Annotated in this window: 19 protein-coding genes; 12 read left to right on the top strand and 7 right to left on the bottom strand. The window is 71.7% G+C overall.

Annotated elements, in window-relative coordinates:
- Window positions 1-80 precede the first annotated feature (80 nt).
- The 4 genes from AB0C27_RS02255 to AB0C27_RS02270 form a co-directional block, all read right to left on the bottom strand.
- The gene (locus AB0C27_RS02255; protein ID WP_357836508.1) at window positions 81-1031 is read right to left on the bottom strand and encodes a DUF6569 family protein; all 951 of its coding nucleotides are present in this window, start codon (window positions 1029-1031) and stop codon (window positions 81-83) included.
- Window positions 1028-2407, bottom strand: coding sequence for a hypothetical protein (locus AB0C27_RS02260; RefSeq protein ID WP_357836511.1), 1380 nt, complete (start codon window positions 2405-2407; stop codon window positions 1028-1030). The genes AB0C27_RS02255 and AB0C27_RS02260 overlap by 4 nt, the downstream gene beginning before the upstream one ends.
- Window positions 2408-2497: 90 nt before the next feature.
- Window positions 2498-3193 carry an NAD(P)H-dependent oxidoreductase gene (locus AB0C27_RS02265; RefSeq protein WP_357836514.1) on the bottom strand — a complete coding sequence of 232 codons (696 nt, stop codon included), beginning with the start codon at window positions 3191-3193 and terminating at the stop codon, window positions 2498-2500.
- A complete protein-coding gene (locus tag AB0C27_RS02270; protein WP_357836517.1) occupies window positions 3190-3354 on the bottom strand; it encodes a hypothetical protein in 165 nt (54 codons plus the stop codon). Before AB0C27_RS02270 ends, AB0C27_RS02265 begins: the two co-directional genes overlap by 4 nt.
- Window positions 3355-3621: 267 nt before the next feature.
- Here AB0C27_RS02270 and AB0C27_RS02275 point away from each other — a divergent pair, with 267 nt between their 5' ends.
- From AB0C27_RS02275 to AB0C27_RS02315, 9 genes are all read left to right on the top strand, one after another.
- The gene (locus tag AB0C27_RS02275) at window positions 3622-3954 is read left to right on the top strand and encodes a putative quinol monooxygenase (RefSeq protein ID WP_357836519.1); all 333 of its coding nucleotides are present in this window, start codon (window positions 3622-3624) and stop codon (window positions 3952-3954) included.
- Between the two features lie 208 nt (window positions 3955-4162).
- The gene (locus AB0C27_RS02280; protein ID WP_357836521.1) at window positions 4163-5401 is read left to right on the top strand and encodes an ROK family protein; all 1239 of its coding nucleotides are present in this window, start codon (window positions 4163-4165) and stop codon (window positions 5399-5401) included.
- Entirely contained in the window at window positions 5398-6207 is an 810-nt protein-coding gene (locus AB0C27_RS02285) for an ABC transporter permease (RefSeq protein ID WP_357836523.1), read from the top strand. The genes AB0C27_RS02280 and AB0C27_RS02285 overlap by 4 nt, the downstream gene beginning before the upstream one ends.
- Window positions 6204-6983: an ABC transporter ATP-binding protein gene (locus AB0C27_RS02290; RefSeq protein ID WP_357836525.1), complete on the top strand. Its 780-nt coding sequence runs from the start codon at window positions 6204-6206 to the stop codon at window positions 6981-6983. The genes AB0C27_RS02285 and AB0C27_RS02290 overlap by 4 nt, the downstream gene beginning before the upstream one ends.
- Window positions 6984-7080: 97 nt before the next feature.
- Window positions 7081-8049, top strand: a complete 969-nt coding sequence (locus AB0C27_RS02295) for an aliphatic sulfonate ABC transporter substrate-binding protein (RefSeq protein ID WP_357836528.1) — start codon at window positions 7081-7083, stop codon at window positions 8047-8049.
- Window positions 8046-9515 (top strand): sulfatase-like hydrolase/transferase, encoded by a 1470-nt coding sequence (locus AB0C27_RS02300; RefSeq protein WP_357836531.1) that lies wholly within the window; start codon window positions 8046-8048, stop codon window positions 9513-9515. Before AB0C27_RS02295 ends, AB0C27_RS02300 begins: the two co-directional genes overlap by 4 nt.
- Before the next feature lie 164 nt (window positions 9516-9679).
- Window positions 9680-10717: a hypothetical protein gene (locus AB0C27_RS02305; RefSeq protein ID WP_357836534.1), complete on the top strand. Its 1038-nt coding sequence runs from the start codon at window positions 9680-9682 to the stop codon at window positions 10715-10717.
- A 2-nt stretch (window positions 10718-10719) separates the two neighbouring features.
- Window positions 10720-11034: a hypothetical protein gene (locus AB0C27_RS02310; RefSeq protein WP_357836537.1), complete on the top strand. Its 315-nt coding sequence runs from the start codon at window positions 10720-10722 to the stop codon at window positions 11032-11034.
- 138 nt (window positions 11035-11172) lie between these two features.
- Entirely contained in the window at window positions 11173-13254 is a 2082-nt protein-coding gene (locus AB0C27_RS02315) for a glycosyl hydrolase family 28-related protein (RefSeq protein ID WP_357836540.1), read from the top strand.
- Window positions 13255-13294: 40 nt separating this feature from the next.
- Here the strand turns inward: AB0C27_RS02315 and AB0C27_RS02320 are convergent, their stop codons facing one another.
- The 3 genes from AB0C27_RS02320 to AB0C27_RS02330 all read right to left on the bottom strand — a co-directional run bounded on the left by AB0C27_RS02320 (window position 13295) and on the right by AB0C27_RS02330 (window position 16350).
- On the bottom strand, window positions 13295-14161 hold the full coding sequence (locus AB0C27_RS02320; RefSeq protein WP_357836543.1) for a fumarylacetoacetate hydrolase family protein: 867 nt from the start codon (window positions 14159-14161) through the stop codon (window positions 13295-13297).
- Window positions 14162-14278: 117 nt separating this feature from the next.
- Window positions 14279-15829, bottom strand: a complete 1551-nt coding sequence (locus AB0C27_RS02325; RefSeq protein WP_357836547.1) for a multicopper oxidase domain-containing protein — start codon at window positions 15827-15829, stop codon at window positions 14279-14281.
- Window positions 15826-16350 (bottom strand): hypothetical protein, encoded by a 525-nt coding sequence (locus AB0C27_RS02330; protein WP_357836549.1) that lies wholly within the window; start codon window positions 16348-16350, stop codon window positions 15826-15828. Before AB0C27_RS02330 ends, AB0C27_RS02325 begins: the two co-directional genes overlap by 4 nt.
- Window positions 16351-16502: 152 nt before the next feature.
- Between AB0C27_RS02330 and AB0C27_RS02335 the strand changes: the two genes are divergently transcribed.
- The 3 genes from AB0C27_RS02335 (at window position 16503) to AB0C27_RS02345 (ending at window position 19963) form a co-directional block, all read left to right on the top strand.
- On the top strand, window positions 16503-17729 hold the full coding sequence (locus AB0C27_RS02335; RefSeq protein WP_357836552.1) for a sensor histidine kinase: 1227 nt from the start codon (window positions 16503-16505) through the stop codon (window positions 17727-17729).
- Window positions 17726-18394: a response regulator transcription factor gene (locus tag AB0C27_RS02340; protein WP_357836554.1), complete on the top strand. Its 669-nt coding sequence runs from the start codon at window positions 17726-17728 to the stop codon at window positions 18392-18394. The genes AB0C27_RS02335 and AB0C27_RS02340 overlap by 4 nt, the downstream gene beginning before the upstream one ends.
- 330 nt (window positions 18395-18724) lie before the next feature.
- On the top strand, window positions 18725-19963 hold the full coding sequence (locus tag AB0C27_RS02345; protein WP_357836557.1) for a P-loop NTPase fold protein: 1239 nt from the start codon (window positions 18725-18727) through the stop codon (window positions 19961-19963).
- The last annotated feature ends 2 nt before the right edge of the window (window positions 19964-19965 follow it).

The following is a 19965-nucleotide window of genomic DNA, read 5'->3' on the forward strand; positions in this document are numbered from 1 at the left end:
GAGCAGTTCCCGCACCGATCATTCAACGCCGCCCCCGCGAGCGTCGCAACCGGTTTTACGCTGTGGCGAAGACACCGGTTTCACGCTGTGGCGAAGACGGAGGCGTACACCGGCCGCCCGTGCTCGGTGACCACCTGCCCGGCCAGCCCGTCGGCGGTGAGCGTGGACAGCCGCAGGTCGAGGTAGCGCTCCTCCTCGGCCAGCCGCACGTCGCGGGCCGGCGCCGGCATCCAGGAGGCCACCTCGGCCAGCCGCACCGCCCGGTCGCGCGCCAGCTCGGCGCGCAGCTCGGCCAGGCTCTCCGCCTCGTACGGCCGCGCCTCCTCCGGCTCGGGCTCCAGCCGCCAGGCCGCCACTCCGTACGCGAAGCACACCAGAGCCGTCCACACCTCGGCGAAGTAGGCGGAGTCGGGCGCCAGCTCCAGCCCCGCGAACCGGTCACCGACGAAGAAGAGCGCGCCGAGCTGCCCCGGCATCAGCTCCAGCCGGCTCTGGAACTGCGTCAGCGTGGCCCGCCTGCGCGACAGGATCTGCTCCAGGTGGCCCCTGGACGGCAGCCCGCACGCGCGGTTGAGCTCGCTGATCTCCTCCCACAGCTTCGCGTAGTTGCGCTGCCCGCGCAGCGCCAGCGCACTGGCGCGCAGCTCGGCCGGCAGCACGAAGAACCACTGGTCGCGGCCCTCCAGGTAGCCGCCCTGAGCGGCCTGGACGCAGCAGGCGTCGTCGAAGCGCCTGGTCTGCCCGGCGCCGAGCAGCGCCGAGGCGCACAGGGCGTGGTTCTGGGCGGCGTCCTGGATGTAGCCGATGTGCAGCGGCACGATCGCCACGCCCTCGCGGGCGCCGTTCGACAGCTCCACCTGGCCGTAGCCGACGACCCGCTTGAGCTTCAGCCCGGAGCGGGGCGGCACGATGCCGGGACGGGCCGGCCCGTAGACCGGCACCATGGTCAGCGCGCCTGCGCGCTGCGGGGTGCCCGCCCGGTAGCCGCCCAGGTCGAGCGGCTCGGGCAGGAGTGTGGCAAGGCTCGTCATGTCCTTCCTCCTTCCAGTCGGCCGAGCATCGTCGCGCGGAGCCATTCCACGCCGGGCGCGCAGTGGGCGAACATCCACGCCAGCAGCCCGGCGAAGTCGTCCTGGTGCCAGAACGCCTGCCCGGGCAGGGCGGGCGCGGGGTCGCGCAGGGTCAGGTCGTCGCCCCTGGTGAACGCCGCCAGGCAGCGCACCACGGGCGTGGTGACGCCGGCGCGGGGCAGCGTGGACGCCACCCGCGCCAGGTCGCCCGGCAGGTGGTTCTCGTAGCCGTCGGTGACGACCACCACCAGGTCGGGGCCGGTGCCGAGCGCGTCGAGCAGCCCGCAGGCCAGGTCGGCCGAGCCCATCGGGGCCCGCTCGCTCCCGCCGGTCTCGACGACCGTGAACCGGTCGCAGATCTCGGCCAGCACCAGCCGCAGCGCGACGGCCTGCGACATGACGGCCCACTCGCGCTCGCCGTACCCGCGCATGGAGCCGGACGTGTCCAGCACCATGGCCACGCTCGCGTCCAGCCTGGGCAGCCCGCGCGTCGCCGCCGCCACGTATCCGGCCAGGGCCGGGCCCAGCTCGGCGGCCGGTCCGCCCTGGTAGAGGTGGACCAGCGTGGCGGCGATGTCGCCCCGGTTGGTGGGGGTGACGATCGGCGGGTACTCCCTGACCGGGTCGAGCGGCGCGGGCGGCTCCTGCGGGGCCGGCACGCCGTACGTGCCGGGGGCGTAGAGCGCGCGCAGCCGCTTGGTCGCGAGCACGGGGTCGGCGGTGAAGCGCAGCAGACTCCTGTGCAGGTACCGGCCGCCGTCGCCCTTGGCCGTTTCCGTGATTCCGGCGGTTTCGCCGGCTTGGGTGGCTTCGGTGGCTTCGGTGGCTTGGGTGGCTTGGGTGGCTTCGGCCGTTTCGGCGATCAGGCGGGCGCAGGCGCGGGCGGTCGTCTTTCCGAGCGCGTGCTCGAAGCAGTCGACCAGCGCGGGACGGCGTGCCTCGATCAGCGCGTCCGCCTCCGGGTGCTCCAGGACGAACGCGACGACGGCCCGGGTGACGTGCTTGTGGTTGGCCCGCAGCCGCCGCAGCGCCAGCAGGGCGGTGAGCGCGTACGCGGGCGGCAGGCCGAACATGAGCGCCCTGGTGACCTTGGCCAGCGCGGCGCGGGTCCGCTCGTCCAGGCCGTCCTGCGTGGCGGCCAGCGTCCGCAGCAGCACGCGGGCGCGCTGCCAGGGGAGCACACCGGGCACCAGCGCGAGCAGCGCGTACCCCTCCGGGTCGCTCAGCTGGGCAGTCCGGTGGAGCTCCGCGTCGTCCCAGACCGGCTCGCCGCTCCTGGCCAGAACCAGCGGAACGTCATGAGTCCGGAAATGGTGGAGAAGAGTTGGGGTGTCCACGAAATTCGAGTTTAGAAATGAAGATCGGGAAAAGAAACTGATTTTCCGGTCAGGCCATTTCCGGTCGCATCTCGAATAACGCGCGGAGGACTATGCGCCGCTCCGGGAAACGGCGGCCGGAGCCGCGTTCCCGAGTGCGGTGATCGCGCGTACCTGGGGGGCGATCCGGTCGGCCCAGGCCGCCGCGACCTCCTCCAGCCGGGAAAAGTCCGACTCCAGGAACGCCAGTCCCGGCGTGGGCACGCTCGCGCCCAGCTCCACCAGCAGCGGGCGCAGGTGCACCTCCACCGCCAGGGCGTGCTTGGCGTCCCCCATGACCAGCAGCGGCAGCGCGGCCGCGCCCGCCAGCGCCTGCGGGGGCAGCCGGTCGAGGAACGACTTGAGCAGGCCGGTGTAGGTGCCCTTGTACGTCGGGCTGGCCACCACCAGCACGCTCGCCGCCCGTACCAGCTCCAGCGCCACCTCGACGCCGGGGTGGGCGCCGGGGGCGAGCAGGTGCGGCCCGAGCGCCGACAGATCCACCACCTCGTACGGCCGGCCGGCGTGCGGATCCGCGGCCCCGAGCTCCGCGGATCCGCCGCCCGCCGTCCCGTTCCCGGATGCGCCGCTCCCGGATGCCCTGCTCCCGGATGCGCCGCTCCCAGATGCACGGTTCGCAGGCGCGCCGAGCGGCGAACCGGGCTCGTCCGTCGTGAGGCGCAGGGCGACGGCGCGGGCCGCCTCGGTGGCCGCGGTCAGGGTCCTGGAGCCTTCGCGGGGGTTGCCGACCAGGGCGACCACGGTCATCGGGTCACCGCCTCCTCACTCTCCACGACGGCACTCTCCAGGACAGCACTCTCCACGACGGCGGGGAACAGCTCCTCCGCCTCGTCGTCCGGCAGGTCGTACCAGTGGACGTCGCCCTCGCGCGCGTCCTGCGCCGCGTACCGGCGTGTCGTCTCAGCCATGGTGGGCCGCCACCTTCCGTTCCCTCGCGACGAAGGCGATGGTTGTGCCGGTGTGCTGCCGGACGCGAGCGAGGGTCTCCTGCAGCCTCTCGCGCGTCCGCACGTCCAGCCCGGCGAACGATTCGTCCCATGACAGCACACCGGAGTCCTCATGCGTACGAAGCTACGAGCCCCGCGCAGCAAAGTCAACATTTCCTACATGAGATATAGAGAATTATCCGTCGCTAGGCTCGTCCGGTAACGCCGCCGATCAAGGGAGCCGATTCGATGATCTTCATCACCGCGAAGTTCCGCGTCCTGCCCGAGTACGCCGAGCGCTGGGCCGAGATCACCGCCGAGTTCACCGCCGCGACCCGCACCGAGCCGGGCTGCCTGTGGTTCGACTGGTCGCGCAGCCTCGACGACCCGGCAGAATACGTGCTGGTGGAGGCGTTCAGGGACGGCGAGGCGGGGGCGGCGCACGTCCAGTCGGCACACTTCAAGCAGGCCCAGCAGACGCTGCCGCGACACCTCGCCGAGACTCCCCGCATCGTCAACGCCACCCTCGACCAGGACGACTGGTCCGAGCTGGGCGAGATGGCGGTCCCCAACCGCGACTGATCCCACCACACCCCGAGCCCGAGCCCGAGCCCGACCCACGCGTCGCTCGGGCTCGGAGCGTCACAGAGCTCCCGTTACGCGAACGTTACGATCGTCGCAAACCGCCCCGAATCCCCCGCCATCCCAGCTCACAGCGCCCACTCCCGAGACGGAAATGTTTTTTCCGGGTTATTGACGAAAAAGCTCGGGCGTCGGCAGACTCAGCGTCATGGCACAACCCCATGGCCCCTTGTCGCAACTCCGGCGCGGGCACGAAGAGCTCGTGCTCGGGCTGCTGCGCAAGCACGGCCCGCTCAGCCGGGGCGAGCTGGGCAAGCACTGCGGGCTGTCCCGCACGACCCTCTACGACATCCTCGCGGAGCTGGTCGCCGAGGGCGCCGTCGTCACCGCCACCTCGCAGGACGCGCCGCGCGGGCGCGGCAGGCCGGCCGAGACGCTGACCCTCAACCCGGACGCCGGGCAGGCCATCGGCATCGACTTCGCCCGCCGCGGGCTGCACGTGGCGGCCGTCAACGTGGCCCACGAGATCGTCGGCTCGGCCAGCGAGCCGCACGACGCCGACCTGCCGTGGGAGGAGCGGGTCGCGCTGGCCGAGCGGCTGGTCGGCTCGCTCACCGGGGCCGGCTCCGGGGCGCTGCGGCTGGGCGCGCTCTCCGCGATCGGCGTCGGCGTGGTCGGCGCCCAGGTCGAGGACCGCCCAGAACAGTACGGCGAGCAGGACGAGCCGGACTCCGCGCCACATCCCGCGCAACTGCTGCTGCGCCAGAGGTTCGGCGTCCCCGTGCTGCTCGACAACAACACCCGGCTGGCCGCGCTGGGCGAGGCCATCTGGGGCGCGGCCGCGGGCGGCCAAGACGTGCTCTACCTGCGCCTGTCCCACGGCGTCGGCGGCGGGCTGGTGGTCGGCGGATCCCTGCACCGCGGCGCGTACGGGCTGTCCGGCGAGTTCGGCCACATCACGGTCGAGCCGGGCGGCTCCCGCTGCGACTGCGGCGGCACCGGCTGCCTGGAGACCGTCGCGTCGATCAGAGCCGTGCTGGACGCCTACCGCGGCGCCGGTGGCCAGGCCGCGGACATCCCTGAGCTGGTCAAGGCCGTCAGGGCGGGCGAGACGGCCGCGCTGACCCTGCTGAGCGGGGTCGGCGCCAGGATCGGCGAGGTGCTCGCCGCCGTCTGCAACGCCATCGGCCCCAGCGTGATCGTGGTCGGCGGCGAGCTCACGGAGACCGGCCCCGCGCTGATCGGCCCGATAGAGCGGGCGCTGCACGACCACGTCATGCCGGTCTCCCGGCACCGCGTGAGCCTGCGCCGCGCCACGCTCGGCGAAGTGGCCGGCGCGCTCGGCGGCATCGCCCTCGTCCTGCACGAATCCCCCCTGCTCTCCCGCTATCCGGCCGGGCCCGACCTGGCGGAGGTCCCCTCCATGACGCAAACGAGGCACCCATGACCCAGCTGACCGCGCTGGGCAAGTCGTCGCCGGCCCCGGTCGCGCGGCGCGGCCCCAAACGCTCGCGGCGCGCCGTCGCGCTCAACCTGATCGCGGTCGTCATCGGCCTGGCCGTCTGGACGCTGCTGGCCGGCATCGGCGTCCAGGGCCTGCCAGGGCCGGTGGAGGTGGCGGGCAAGGCCGCCGAGCTGCTCTCGGACGGCACCCTCCCGCTCGACGCCCTGGCCAGCCTGCGCAGGGTGCTGCTCGGCTTCCTGCTCGGCACGCTGCTGGCGGTCCCGATCGGCTTCCTGATGGGCTGGTACGCCACCGCGCGCGGCCTGCTGGAGCCGTACGTGCAGTTCTTCCGCACCATCCCGCCGCTGGCGATCATCCCGCTGGCCATCGTGCTCATGGGCATCGGCGAGGTGCCGAAGGTCTTCGTGATCTTCCTGGCGTCGTTCCTGTCCAGCGTCGTGGCCACGTTCCAGGGTGTGGTGGACGTGGACAAGACGCTGATTAACGCCGCCAGGGTGCTCGGCGCGTCCGACCGCACGATCTTCCTCAAGGTCGTGGTGCCGGCCTCGACGCCGTTCATCCTGGTCGGGATGCGGGTCGGGCTCGGCTCGGCCTGGGGCACGCTGGTCGCCGCCGAGCTGATCGCGGCCCAGGAGGGCCTGGGCTTCCGGATGCAGCAGGCCCAGCTCTACTACGACCTGTCCACGATCTTCGTGGGCCTGATCGCCATCGGCGTGCTCGGCCTGCTGATGGACCGGCTGCTGCTGCTCGCCGAGCGCCGCCTCACCGACTGGCAGGAGCGACGATGAACGCCAAGATCTCGTTCAGGGACGTGGTCAAGACCTACCCGATGAAGGACGGCACCTTCACGGCCCTGGACCACGTGTCGCTGGACATCGCCGACCGCGAGTTCGTCACGGTCGTGGGCCCGTCGGGGTGCGGCAAGAGCACGCTGATGAGCATGGCCGCCGGGCTGGTCGAGCCCAGCGCGGGCGAGACGCTGGTGGACGGCAGGCCCGTCACCGGCCCTGGCCCGGACCGGGGGGTGATCTTCCAGCAGTACGCGTTGTTCCCGTGGCTGACCGTGCGCAAGAACGTCGAGTTCGGGCTGAAGCTCATGGAGCTGCCGGCCGAGGAGCGCAGGCGGCGGGCCGAGCGGGCGATCGAGCTGGTCGGGCTGTCCGACTTCGCCGACGCGCTGCCGAAGACGCTGTCCGGCGGGATGAAGCAGCGCTGCGCCATCGCCCGCGCGTACGCGGTGAACCCGCAGGTGCTGCTCATGGACGAGCCGTTCGGCGCCCTGGACGCGCTGACCCGGGTGCAGCTGCAGGACCAGCTGCTCGACACCTGGAGCCAGGACCAGCGCACGGTCATGTTCATCACCCACGACGTGGACGAGGCCGTCTACCTGGCCAGCCGGGTGATCGTGATGGCGGCCAGGCCCGGCCGCGTCCAGCGGATCATCGACGTGGACCTGCCCTATCCGAGGACCGAGGAGATGCGGCTCTCGCCCGAGTTCGGGCGGATCCGCAACGAGGTCTGGCACGCCGTCTACCACCAGGCGCCCGCCGCGTCCGCGGCCTGAAACCCGCCGCGTCCCAGCCTGAAACCCGCCGCGTCCGGCCTCAGACACCCGCCGCGTCAGCGGCCTGAACGACCCCCCGAGAAAGGACTGATCCGCCATGCGTTCTCTTCGCCGCGCCCTGATGGCCGCCGCCGCGGTGAGCCTGTTGACACTGTCCGTGACCGCCTGCTCCGACGACGGTTCCACGGTCAGGTTCGGCTACATCAGCGACTACAACGGCGCGAGCCTGCTCGCCATCGCCGACAAGCAGGGCCTGTGGGACAAGCAGGGCCTCACCCCCGAGATCAAGGTCTTCACCAACGGGCCGCTGCAGATCCAGGCGCTCGGCGCCGGCGACCTCGACTTCGGCTACATCGGCCCGGGCGCGATGTGGCTGCCCGCCACCGGCAAGGCCAAGGTCGTCGCGATCAACACGCTCGCCTACGCCGACCGCGTCATCGGCCGGCCCGGCATCACGACGATCCAGGACCTGAAGGGCAAGAAGGTCGGCGTGCCCGAGGGCACGTCCGGCGACATGGTGCTCAACCTGGCGTTGCAGAAGGCCGGCATGACGGTCAAGGACATCCAGAAGGTGCGGATGGACCCGGCCACCGTGGTCTCGGCGTTCGCGGCCGGGCAGATCGACGGAGCGGGCATCTGGTATCCGCTGATCGACAACATCAAGCGACAGGTGCCGGACATGGTGGAGCTGGCCAGCACCAAGGAGTGGCCCGACAGCTCGTTCCCGACCGCGTTCGTGGGCGGCACGAAGGTGGACGACGCGCTCACCAGCAAGGTGATCAAGGTGCTGCAGGAGGCGAACGACTGGCGGGCCGCGCATCCCGAGGAGGCGATCACCGAGTCGGCCGCGCTGCTCAAGCTGGACCCGGCCAAGGTCAAGGCCGACGCGGCGAACGTCCAGACGATGACGACCGAGGACCTGGTCGCCAAGACCAAGGACGGCACCGTCGCCAAGTGGCTGAACAGCCTGGGCGACTTCTTCGTCAGCACCGGCCAGCTCAAGTCGAGGCCCGACCCCGCGACGTACTACACCGGCGATCTCTACACGAAGGCCTTCACGAAGTGAACCTGCTGTTCCTGATGACCGACCAGCACCGTGTCGACACCCTCGGCTGCTACGGCAACCCGCACGTCGCCACGCCGAACCTGGACCGGCTGGCCGCCACCGGCACCCGCTTCGACCGGTTCTACACGCCGACGGCCATCTGCACGCCGGCGCGGGCCAGCCTGCTCACCGGGCAGGCGCCGTTCCGGCACCGGCTGCTGGCGAACTACGAGCGCAACGTCGGCTATCTGGAGGACCTGCGGGAGGACGCGTTCACCTTCCCCGAGGCGCTGAAGGAGCGCGGCTACCAGCTCGGGCTGATCGGCAAGTGGCACGGGGGCACCACGCGCAACGCCGCCTCGTACGGCTTCGACGGCCCCGACCTGCCCGGCTGGCACAACCCGGTCGACCACCCCGACTACCTGGCCTACCTGGAGGAGCGGGGGCTGCCGCCGTACCGGATCTCGGACCTGATCCGGGGCACCACGCCCAACGGCAACCAGGGCAACCTGCTGGCGGCGCGGCTGCACCAGCCGGTGGAGGCCACGTTCGAGCACTACCTGGCGACCAGGGCGATCGAGCACCTGGAGCGGTACGCGGCCGACGGGCGGCCGTTCTTCCTGGCCACCCACTTCTTCGGGCCGCATCTGCCGTACCTGCTGCCGGACGAGTACTTCGACATGTACGACCCCGCTCTGGTGGAGCTGCCTCCGTCGATCGCGGAGACGTTCGAGGGCAAGCCGCCGGTGCAGCGGAACTACAGCGCGCACTGGACGTTCGACACGATCCCGATCGAGGTCAGCCGCAAGCTGATCGCGGTTTACTGGGGTTACGTCACGCTCATCGATCAGCAGATCGGCCGCATCCTCGACCGCATGGACGAACTGGGGCTGACCGATCGGACGTCGGTGTTCTTCACCTCCGACCACGGCGAGTTCACCGGCGCGCACCGGCTGCACGACAAGGGGCCGGCGATGTACGAGGACATCTACCGCATCGCCGGCGTCATCCGGATCCCGGGTGCGCCGCCGCAGGTCAGGGACGAGTTCGTGTCGCTGACCGACTGCACGGCGACGATCCTGGAGCTGGCCGGCTGCGACACGGGGCCGGCCGTGGACAGCCGCAGCCTGGTGCCGCTGGTGCGCGGCGAACGCCCCGAGTGGCCGGGCGAGCTGCTCGCCGAGTATCACGGCCACCACTTCCCGTACCCGCAGCGCATGATCAGGGACGACCGCTACAAGCTCGTCGTCAACCCGGAGTCGGTCAACGAGCTGTATGACCTGCGTACCGACCCGCACGAGCTGAGCAACCGGTACACCCATCCCGAGCTGGCTCCGGTCCGGCGGCGCATGATGCGGCGGCTGTACGACCTGCTGCGGGAGCGGGGGGACAACTTCTACCACTGGATGACTCCGATGTACGACATCGGCGCCCTCGACTACGACCCCACGCTGAGCTCGTTCGAGAAGGAGAGCGCATCGGGATGAGCACGGGCGTCCAGAGACGCGGCGCGGCTCGGCACGGTTGGCTCAGCGCGGCCGGCTCGGTGCGTGATCTGAGGGCGGCGATTCCCGTTCTGTGAAACGCGTGTCGTGCGGCGCCTCTGATGTGCTTGACTCCCGCCTGGCAAATAGCCCCTCTGGGAGGGTTCATGGGGGAGTTCGTAGGGATCGACCCCCGCTGGGCACAAGAGCTGATCCGCCGGTTGGAGGCGGGAAAGGGGGTCCTGGGCCGGACGCGACCCGGGCTGGACGCCGCCATCGCCGAGGCGGGCCAGGACTGGGCCGGTCACCGGGGCACCACGGCCATGCGCCGCGCCTGGGAGTTCTACCACGAGTCCCAGCAGGACCTGAAGTGGCGCGTCGACACGTTGGAGCAGCTTGTGCCGGTGCGGGAAAGAGGCATGCTCACCGGCACGTTCCCGTTCGGCAGCGCGACCGAGGCGGTGCTGGCCGCGGAACGGACCGCGCGCGCCGTCCTCCAGGCCCTGGACCAGCCGGCGACCGGGGCTGAAGTGAGCGGCGAGGAGGCGGGCGGCGTGGTCGATCGAGCCTTGGCCGGAGCCGAGGGCAGGACCGGTGATCCCGCCTACGCGGCGGCGCTGCTGGCGGCCATCGGACCCGACGCCTTCACCCGCCTGCTGTCGGGCCACGCCACCTCGGACAGCGGCGGGCCTGCGGACGGCGCCGGCCCGGCCGACCACGCCGTACCGCCCCAAGGCGGGCCGGTCACTGACAGCGGATCGGTGGGTGGGCGGGTGCTGGCTGAGGCGTTCGCCAGTGCGGAGCGGACCGGGCGGCTTGGGGACGAATGGTATGAGCTGGTGGACAGTGCCCCTCCCGATGTCCTGACGAACCTGGTCACCCTCGCGGGGCAGTCGGGCGCGATGCTGAACCGGGTGGCGACGGGCCTGCTCGGCCGGCCGCCCGCCCCTGGCTGGAGCCCGCGTGCGCTGGTGCGGGCGTACGAGGGCGATCCGCTGGCGTTCCAGCAACTGCTGGCCGAGCACCAGGACGAGGCCCGCGTCCTGCTGGACGCCGCGACCGGCGATCCCGGCTGCGCGGAGCCGCTGGCGAGCGCGGTGCACGAGGCACTGAAGCCGGGCGCCGGCGTGGACGGGCTGCGGGAGCGGGCCTGGCGTACCGTCGTGCGCGGGCTCGGCGCGGCGCTGGAGATCGAGGGCCGCTGAGCATGCTCACCAAGCACCAACTGCTGCGCGACGCGGCCGAGAAGGAGTCGCTGGCGGCTGCCTTCACCCGCTACGCGCGCGGGCTCGCGGACGCCTTCGAGGGGATCCCGGCCGAGCCCGGCGACTGCGAGCCGTACTGGAGGGGGCCCGCGGCGCAGCGGTTCCTCACGCGGGCGCGCTCGCTCCGCCGTGAGCTGGGCGAGCTGGAGGACTCGTGCCTGGCCACCGCCGAGAACCTGCGCGACCGCGCCGGACGGTTGCGCGAGGAGGCGGCCCAGTTCGGTCCCTCGTCCGAGAACGATCCGTGGGGCTGGTAGTCCGACGTAATTTCCGCAAGCTGTTTGCGTCGCTGACGCAAGAATTTGAGGAGTAGCCGAAAGTAGTTCACAGGGTCTTGTCGAGGGGTGTGCGAGCGGCCTACTGTCGCCTCACCCCCCGAGAGAAACGAGGACGCGATGCGTCGCACCCTCACCGCGGCCACCGTCGCCGCCCTGACCTTGAGCCTCACCGGCCCCGTCGCGGCCAGCCCGATCGCCGCCGAGTCCGCCGCCGAGTCCGCCACAGAGTCCGCCACAGAGTCCGCCACAGAGTCCGCCACCGAGTCCGCCACAGAGTCCACTGCCGGGTCCGCCCCAACGGCGCCCGTCGTCACCAGGGCTGGACTCGATCCCGCCCTGGTCGCGGGCCGGGGCGCCCGGGTGGCCTTCGCCGAGCAGGAGGCGGAGAACGCGACGACGAACGGCACCGTCATCGGGCCGGGCCGCGACGCGTACACGCTGCCCGCCGAGGCGTCGGGGCGCAGGGCGGTCCGGCTGGAGCCGGGCCGGCACGTGGAGTTCACCCTGCCGGCCAGGGCGAACGCGATCACCGTCCGCTACAGCATCCCCGACGCGCCCGGCGGAGGCGGCATCACCGCGCCCCTCGACGTCACGGTCAACGGCCGCGACCGCACCACGATGACGCTCACGTCGCAGTACGCCTGGCTCTACAACCAGTACCCGTTCTCCAACGACCCCGGCGCCGGCCTGCTGCATCCCGACTGGTGGATCACCGAGTGCTCGTGCGTGCCCGCCGCCACCACCCCGCCGCCCGTGATCCCCAAGCCGTTCCGGCCCAGCCACTTCTACGACGAGCAGCGCCTGCTGCTGAAGCGGACGTACCGGGCGGGCGACAAGGTACGGCTGACCGCCCCGGCCGGGAGCGCGGCCGCGTGGACGGTCATCGACCTGCTCGACTCCGAGCTCGTCGGCCCGCCCCGGATCGAGCTGCTCGCGGCCAACGTGCTGGCCTTCGGCGCCGACCCCACGGGGCGGCGGGACGCGGCCGGGGCGTTCGACCGGGCCATCGCCTTCGCCAAGCGCAAGCGGCTGAAGGTGTACGTGCCGCCGGGGACGTACCAGATCAATCGGCACATCATCGTCGACGACGTGACCATCACCGGCGCGGGCAGCTGGTACACGATCATCAAGGGCCGCGAGACCGCCCTGCCCGGCCCGGCCCCCGACGGCTCCACGCACACCGGCGTCGGCTTCTACGGCCGGGACGCCGCCGACGGCGGCAGCAGGAACGTGCACCTGTCGGGGTTCGCGATCGAGGGCGACGTACGCGAGCGCATCGACACCGACCAGGTCAACGGCATCGGCGGCGCGATGAGCGACTCCACGATCGACGGCCTGCACCTGCGCCACACCAAGGTCGGCATGTGGTTCGACGGCCCGATGAGCAACGTGCGGATCACGAACAACGTCATCGTCGACCAGATCGCGGACGCGATCAACTTCCACACCGGCGTGACGAACTCGCTCGTGGCGGACAACTTCCTCCGCAACACCGGTGACGACGCCCTGGCCATGTGGTCGGAGAAGATCCAGAACACCGGCAACACGTTCGCCCGCAACACCGTGCAGAGCCCCGTGCTGGCCAACGGCATCGCCGTCTACGGCGGCGGCGACAACACGATCTCCGGCAACCTGATCGCCGACCCGGTCAGGGAGGGCAGCGCCCTCCAGGTGGGCTCCCGCTTCGGCGCGGAACCGTTCACCGGCCGGCTCGACATCACCGGCAACACGACGGTCAGATCCGGCACCTACGAGCTCAACTGGAACATCGGCCTGGGTGCCATCTGGTTCTACGCGCTGGAGCGGGACATCGCCGCCGACGTCCGGGTGACCGGAAACGACTTCCTCGACAACACCTACAACGCGATCATGCTGGTCAGCGAGTGGTCGGTGAAGGATCTGTACGCGATCACGAACGTGCGCTTCAAGGACATCCGGGTGGACGGCACCGGCACCTCCGTGGTCAGCGCCCGGGTGAAGGGGTCGGCCACGTTCGAGAACGTCGACGCGCGCAACGTCGGGGCAGTCGGGGTGAACAACTGCGGCTCGTTCGGCTTCCCCGCGACCGGGTCGGAGTTCTCGCTGACGGATCGGGGCGGGAACGACGGGGGCTGGCTGGCGCCGTGGCTGCTGCCGAACACCATCACCTGTGACGACCGCCCGCCGGTGGTCCCGCCTCCGGCCCCGTCACCCTGGTGAGAGGGCACGCTCCCGCCTCCGAGCGGGAGCGTCCCCGCGCTCAGCTCATGGCGGCCAGGCCCTTGACCACGGTGGTGGTCAGGGTGCCGATCTCGCCGATGCCGATGGTCACCGTGTCGCCGTCCTGGAGCGTGAAGGGCAGGTCGGGCACCAGGCACGTCCCGGTGGCGAGCACCGCGCCGTCGGGGAAGGAGTCGGCGCGGAACAGGTAGCCGGCCAGGTCGTCGAGGCGCCGGTTCAGCTGGGAGGTGCTCGCCTTGCCGTCCCACACCGTCTCCCCCGCCCTGGCGATGCTCAGCGAGATGTCCAGCGCGTACGGGTCCGCGACCTCCCACGCGGGCCTGATCGCAGGCCCCACCGCGCACGCGCCAAGGTAGATCTTGGCCTGCGGCAGGTAGAGCGGGTTGACCCCCTCGATGGTGCGCGAGCTGACGTCGTCCACGACCGTGTAGCCGACGATCTCCCCGTGCGCGTTCAGCACCAGCCCGAGCTCCGGCTCCGGCACGTCGATGCCCGAGTCCTCGCGGACCGAGATGCGCCCGCCGTCGCCGGACACCTTCCACGCCACCGACTTGAAGAACAGCTCGGGCCGCTCGGCGTCGTAGACCAGCTCGTACACGTCGGCGGCCCGCTCGCTCTCCAGCACCCTGGCCTCGCGCGAGCGCCGGTAGGTGACGCCGGCCGCCCACACCTCCATCCGCCCGTCCACGGGAGCCAGCCGCCGCACCGACCCGGACGGGTGCCGTGGTCCGTCCGCCTCCGCGCAGCGCCGGCGCAGCTCATCGGAGGACAACCGGAGCAGCTCGCCCACGGTGGTGATCCCGGCCAGCTCCACCACCTGCTCGCCGTCATCGATCCCGACAGCGTCGGCGCTGGTCAGAGGGCTGGTGAACCGTACGATCTGCATGCCTGCTCCTAGCTCCATCAGACGAGGGGGCATTGGTCATCCGATGAATAGTCCCCTATGGGATCAACTTAGTAGTTCGACGGGTTGATCGGGAGGGGCCCCTACGGTCATATCCCCTCAGATCACCTCGAAGTCGGCCATCATCGCCATGTCCTCGTGTTCGAGGTTGTGGCAGTGCAGCATGTACGTGCCGCGGTGGCCGTCGAAGCGGGCGAGCACGTCCACGACCTCGTACGGGCGCACGTCCACAGTGTCCTTCCAGCCCGCGTCCGTGGCGGCCGGCGGCCGGCCGTTCCTGGCCAGCACCTGGAAGTGAGCCAGGTGCACGTGCACGGGATGGCGGAAGTCCCCGGTCAGCCGCCAGATCTCGGCGGTGCCCAGGCGGGGGCGGGCCAGCGGCACGCCGGGGCGGTAGCGCTGCCCGTTGATCGTCCACGCGCCGTCCGTCGCGCGGAAGTCGAAGCGGCGGGTGGTCACGGGGCGCACCCGCTGCGGGGGACGGGACAGGACGGCCGGCACGGCGCCGTCGTCGGGCGCCCGCCGAGTGACGACGAAGCGCATGACGTTCCCGGCCGGCCCGTCGGCCAGGGCGTTGACCAGGGTGACGGCGGTGCCGACCGGGTAGGCGGAGAAGTCGACGACGACGTCGTACCGTTCGCCGGGGGAGATCGGGATCGCGTCGTGCGCCACCGGGGCGGCGAGCAGCCCGGAGTCGCTGCCGATCTGCGTGAACCGGCCGCCGGGGGTCAGCCTGAGCAGGTATCTGCGGGCGTTGGAGGCGTTCAGCAGGCGCAGGCGGTAGCGGGTGGCCGTGACCTCGGCGACCGGCCAGGGGGCGCCGTTCACCAGGATCACGTCCCCTTCGACCCCCTCCATGTAGTCACCGCCGAGCTTCCCCCAGCCGTTCGGCGGGCCGTGCCGCCCGTGCCCGGTCGGCGGGGTGTGTCCGGCCGGCGGGGCGTCGAACGGCTGCGGGTAGCGGAACGAGCCGTCCTCCTCGAAGGCCCGGTCGCAGATCATCAGCGGCAGTTCCCGCTCGCCACGCGGCAGCGGCAGGGCGTCCTCCTCGTCGTCCCGCACCAGCGCCATCCCGGCCAGCCCCCGCCACACCTGCGGCGCGGTGAAGTCCATCCGGTGGTCGTGGTACCAGAGCGTGGCGGCGCGCTGGCCGACCGGGTAGCGGTACTCGTTGACCAGCGGATGGTGCACCTCTCCTGGGTGATCCGGCCGTAGCGCGGAGCCGGCGGGCACGACGAGGTCGGTCGGGTAGCCGTCGGAGCCGGGCGGGGTGACGCCCCCGTGCAGGTGGGTGGAGGTGGGCACGGGCAGCTCGTTGCGCACCGCGACCGTGGCGGGCTCCCCGCGCCGCAGCTCGAACGTGGGCCCGGGGAAGGTGCCGCCGTATCCCCACACCTCGGTACGCAGCCCTGGCAGGATCTCGGCCGCCGCCACCCGCTGCGTCACCTCGTACCGGCCGGGAGCCACCGGCCTGGCCACGTCCGGGATCGGCAGCGGCACCGTGAACGGCTTGGGCAGCCGCGCCCTGCTCCGCAGCAGTTGCCCGGCCACCTCGGCCGTCGTCCTGCACCCCGCCACGCCCAACGAGGCCCCGCCCAGCACCCCCAGGAACGCCCGCCGCGAGAACCCTCCGGCCCCGACGCGGCTCATGCGCCACCCCCGGCATCGCCGCGCCCGCCCGCAACGCCACCGGCCCCCGTGCTTCCGGCCCAAGCGCTTTCCGCCCCCGCGCTTTCCACCCCCACGTCGGAGGCACCGCCGTCCCCCACAGGCGCGGGGCGGCGGAACGCTCGCCAGGTCCACGCGGTGAAGACGGCCGACAGCCCGAAGATGGCCACGCCGAGCGGAAAGTGCCCCGCGATGATCCGCGCCTGGCCCAGCCCCACCTGCGCCGTCTCCAGCACCACGAGCCCCACCCCGGCCAGCGCCGGCCATCCGGGGCCGCGTCCCGGCCGCCACAGCAGCACGGCGGCCACCAGTTGCAGGTAGAGCAGCGCGTGCGTGTAGCCGGCGTTGTCGCGGTGCCAGGCCAGCAGATCGACGTCGCCGGTGACGAACAGCCCGGCGAGCGCCGCCTGGACGAGCACACCGGCCAGGTGCCCGGTGGCCGTCACCCGCAACGACCAGACGATCCAGCCGCGCGGTCGCGGAACGGAGTTCGAGGAGGTCATGCCGGGAATGCTCCTCGGATCACCCCTCCGTCCACATCCCGCACCGGACGACTCTGTTCCGTACTCCCGGGGTCGTACGCGGGACGCCCGGTACGCGAAACGTACGCCCCCGGGATGACGCCCCGTCCGAGCCGGTCCCCTACCTTGAAGGCATGGACACCCGCGGGAAGGACGCGCTGGTCGCGGCGGGCGTGCTGACGGCGATCGTGGCGGGCACGTACGCGAACCTGTCGTGGTCGGGCCCCCAGGAACGGCCGCTCGACCCGGCGGGCCTGGCGCTGATCGTGGTCGCGGCGCTGTCGCTGGCCTTCCGCCGCACCGCCCCGCTGGCGGCCGGGATCGTCTCAGCGGCCTCCGGGGTCGTGTACTACGCCGCTCACTACCCGGGCGTGTTCACCGCCGCGCCCGCGCTGGCCTCGATCTACACCCTCGTCGTGCTCGGCCGGCGCAAGGCGGCGATCTGGCTGGCGGCGGCGCTGGCCGTGTCGATGTACGGCCTGATGGCCCTGGCGCCCGACGACCCGCCGCCGGGCAGCTGGATGGCGCTGCTGAGCGGCTGGCTGGTGGCGATGGTGCTGGTGGGCGAGGTGACCAGGAGCGGCAGGGCGTACCTGCGGGCGGTGGAGCAGCGCGCGCAGGCGATGGAGCAGCGAGCGGAGGCCGTGGAGCAGCGGGCGCTGGAGGCCGAGCGCACGCGCGAGGAGGCGGCGCTGCGCCAGGCGGGCGAGGAGCGGCTGTGGATCGCGCAGGAGCTGCACGACTCGCTCACGCACAGCATCTCCGTGGTCAATGTGCAGGCCGTCCTGGCCCTTGAGCTGCTGGAACGCCGGCCCGAGCGGGTCAGGGAGGCGCTGCTGGCGATCAAGGAGTCGGGGCACGAGGCGATGAACGAGCTGCGTGCCACCCTCGGCGTGCTGCGTGCTCCCGAGGAGGTCGAGGCGGGGCTGTCCGGGCTGCCGCGCCTGGTCGCCAGGGCCGAGGGGGCGGGGCTGCGGGTGACGCACACCGTCCGCGGCGTCCCGTACGCGCCGTCGCCCGAGGTCGACCGGGCCGCGTACCGGATCGCCCAGGAGGCGCTGACCAACGTGCTGCGGCACGCGGGCGCGGCGGCGGTCACGGTGAGCGTCGACTACGCCCCCTCGGCGATCGTGCTGCGGGTGGAGAACGACGGCGAGCCGGGCGTGGCCGGGCCGGGGATGGGGCTGATCGGGATGCGCGAACGCGCGGTCGCCGCCGGCGGCTCGCTGACGGCGGGCCCCGGCGAGCACGGCGGCTTCGCGGTACACGCGGAACTCCCCGGAGGGCAGCCGGCCGCGCTCCCCGCCCGAGCCGGAGGAGAGCCGGCCGAGCTCCACACCCAGGCTGGGGAGCGGCTGTGATCCGGGTGTTGCTGGCCGACGACCAGCCGCTGATCAGAGCCGGCTTCAGGGCCCTGCTCGAACTCACCGACGACATCGCCGTGGTCGGCGAGGCGGGCGACGGCGCGCAGGCGGTGGCGCTGGCCGAGCGGCTGCGGCCGCACGTGGCGCTGCTCGACGTGCGCATGCCGCTGATGGATGGCATCCAGGCCACCCGCAGGATCGGCGCCACCCCGGAGCTGAACGACGTCCGCGTGGTGATCCTCACCAACTACGCCCTCGACGAGTACGTCTTCGCCGCGCTACGGGCCGGCGCCAGCGGCTTCCTGCTGAAGGACATCGAGCCGGGCGACCTGCTGCAGTCGGTGCGGGTGGCGGCCAGGGGCGAGGCGCTGCTGTCGCCGTCGGTGACGCGCCGCCTGATCGAGGAGTACGTGAGCACCCCGCCCCGCCCGGCGCTCCCCGCCCCTGGGCTCGACCGGCTGACCGGCCGCGAACGCGAGATCGTCGCCCTGGTCGGCAGAGGGCTGTCGAACGAGGAGATCGCCGAGCACCTGGTGATCAGCGCTGCCACCGCCAAGACCCACGTGAGCAGGTCGATGATCAAACTCGGCGTCCGCGACCGGGCCCAGCTGGTCGTCTTCGCGTACGAGTCGGGCCTGGTGGTCCCGGGGGCGAGCGCCTGACCACCGGACAGCGAGGGCTCAGATGGTGAGCAGGAATTCGTAGCAGTTGAGCAGCCAGATCAGCAGCCACAGGGCGACGGCGGGCAGCCGGGCCGGCCTGCGCCACCTTCCGTCAGTCGGCACCTGATATCACAACGCCTTCCATGAACGGCGATGTCGTCCTCCCAGTCTGCGTCTTCATCGCCGCCGGCGCGCATTTCCCGCGTACCGGAGAACAGGCGAAGGAACGGGCGGCGCCCGACAAAGGATTTCCCGAATTCGCTCCTTCGCGGGGGCCGGTTTATATGCTCCATTGCACGGCCGACCGCGCACGCCCGCAAAGGAGCATTCATGGACAAAGACATTCCGGTCCTGTCCGACGCTCCGGTCGGGCTGGAGCAGGACGAGCTGGGCTTCGGCCGCTACGTCGACCCCCTGGTCCGGGTGATCACCGACGCGGCGACCGAGACCCCGTTCACGATCGGCGTGTACGGCCCCTGGGGCAGCGGGAAGTCGAGCCTGCTGCGCATGGTGGACCAGCGCCTGGCCGAGGATCATCCGGGCCGCACGATCAGGGTGCACTTCAACCCGTGGGTGCACCGGGGCGAGCCCCACCTGCTGCTGCCGCTGCTGCACGCGCTGCAGGACACTCTGGAGCAGGACGGACGCCACCGCCTGCGCGAGGCGGCGGGCCGGCTCGGCCACGTGATCGCCGGGCTGACCTCCGACACGCTGCTGCGCAAGGTCTCGGGCGGCGCGGTCACGCTCGACCGGATCGGCGAGCTGTCGAGGCAGTACGCCGAGCAGCGCGGCAAAGTGCACAGCGAGCTGCGCAACCTGCGGCGCACGCTGCAGGAGCAGGCCGACCGCGCCGCGGCCGACGGAGCCCGGCTGGTGATCTTCATCGACGACCTCGACCGCTGCCAGCCGCACGAGATCGTCGATCTCCTGGAGTCGGTCAAGCTGTTCCTCGATCTGCGCCACGTCGTCGTCATTCTGGCCGTCGCCAAGAATGTGGTCGATCAGGGCATTGCCGTGAAATATCGGGAATTCGGATTCGATGCCGCCCGAGTCGTGGAAATTGGCGACGAATATCTGGACAAGATTGTTCAGCTGCCGCTCACGCTGATGCCGATCGACCCCGGCTCCTTCCTCGACCGGCTGCCGCTGCCCGGCGCACTGGCCGCGTACCGGGAGCTGCTGGCCGGGATCGTCGCCCCCAACCCGCGCCGGATCAAGCGGGTGCTCAACACCTGCGCCGTCATGAGCGTCGTCGGCGGCCCGCCGCTGCGCGCCGACATCGTCATCAGGCTGGTCGTCCTGCGCGTCCAGAGCCCCGACCTGTACGACGCCATCGTGGCCCGCCCCCGCCTGGCCGCGGCGCTGGAGGACATGTACGCCGGCCGCCTGCCCCTCGACCGCCCCGACCGTCTCGTCGAACGCTACGGCCAGGCCGAGGCCGAACCGATGGCGGCGGCCGTACGCAGGTTCCACCGGTCGCAGGACTACCTCGGCGGCGTCTTCGGCGGCACGGCGTTCACGGAGGTGAAGGACGAGCTCCCCGGCTATCTCACGATGCTGGGCCGCTGACG

Source organism: Nonomuraea sp. NPDC048882 (assembly GCF_040649755.1).
GTDB classification, from domain to species: Bacteria; Actinomycetota; Actinomycetes; order Streptosporangiales; family Streptosporangiaceae; genus Nonomuraea; species Nonomuraea maheshkhaliensis.

What these genes read in the sequence shown, in the direction of transcription:
- AB0C27_RS02255 (WP_357836508.1), bottom strand. Translation starts at nt 1,031, where the DNA reads ATGACGAGCCTTGCCACACTCCTGCCCGAGCCGCTCGACCTGGGCGGC.
- AB0C27_RS02265 (WP_357836514.1), bottom strand. Translation starts at nt 3,193, where the DNA reads ATGACCGTGGTCGCCCTGGTCGGCAACCCCCGCGAAGGCTCCAGGACC.
- AB0C27_RS02270 (WP_357836517.1), bottom strand. Translation starts at nt 3,354, where the DNA reads ATGGCTGAGACGACACGCCGGTACGCGGCGCAGGACGCGCGCGAGGGC.
- AB0C27_RS02275 (WP_357836519.1), top strand. Translation starts at nt 3,622, where the DNA reads ATGATCTTCATCACCGCGAAGTTCCGCGTCCTGCCCGAGTACGCCGAG.
- AB0C27_RS02280 (WP_357836521.1), top strand. Translation starts at nt 4,163, where the DNA reads ATGGCACAACCCCATGGCCCCTTGTCGCAACTCCGGCGCGGGCACGAA.
- AB0C27_RS02285 (WP_357836523.1), top strand. Translation starts at nt 5,398, where the DNA reads ATGACCCAGCTGACCGCGCTGGGCAAGTCGTCGCCGGCCCCGGTCGCG.
- AB0C27_RS02290 (WP_357836525.1), top strand. Translation starts at nt 6,204, where the DNA reads ATGAACGCCAAGATCTCGTTCAGGGACGTGGTCAAGACCTACCCGATG.
- AB0C27_RS02295 (WP_357836528.1), top strand. Translation starts at nt 7,081, where the DNA reads ATGCGTTCTCTTCGCCGCGCCCTGATGGCCGCCGCCGCGGTGAGCCTG.
- AB0C27_RS02305 (WP_357836534.1), top strand. Translation starts at nt 9,680, where the DNA reads ATGGGGGAGTTCGTAGGGATCGACCCCCGCTGGGCACAAGAGCTGATC.
- AB0C27_RS02310 (WP_357836537.1), top strand. Translation starts at nt 10,720, where the DNA reads ATGCTCACCAAGCACCAACTGCTGCGCGACGCGGCCGAGAAGGAGTCG.
- AB0C27_RS02315 (WP_357836540.1), top strand. Translation starts at nt 11,173, where the DNA reads ATGCGTCGCACCCTCACCGCGGCCACCGTCGCCGCCCTGACCTTGAGC.
- AB0C27_RS02320 (WP_357836543.1), bottom strand. Translation starts at nt 14,161, where the DNA reads ATGCAGATCGTACGGTTCACCAGCCCTCTGACCAGCGCCGACGCTGTC.
- AB0C27_RS02325 (WP_357836547.1), bottom strand. Translation starts at nt 15,829, where the DNA reads ATGAGCCGCGTCGGGGCCGGAGGGTTCTCGCGGCGGGCGTTCCTGGGG.
- AB0C27_RS02330 (WP_357836549.1), bottom strand. Translation starts at nt 16,350, where the DNA reads ATGACCTCCTCGAACTCCGTTCCGCGACCGCGCGGCTGGATCGTCTGG.
- AB0C27_RS02335 (WP_357836552.1), top strand. Translation starts at nt 16,503, where the DNA reads ATGGACACCCGCGGGAAGGACGCGCTGGTCGCGGCGGGCGTGCTGACG.
- AB0C27_RS02345 (WP_357836557.1), top strand. Translation starts at nt 18,725, where the DNA reads ATGGACAAAGACATTCCGGTCCTGTCCGACGCTCCGGTCGGGCTGGAG.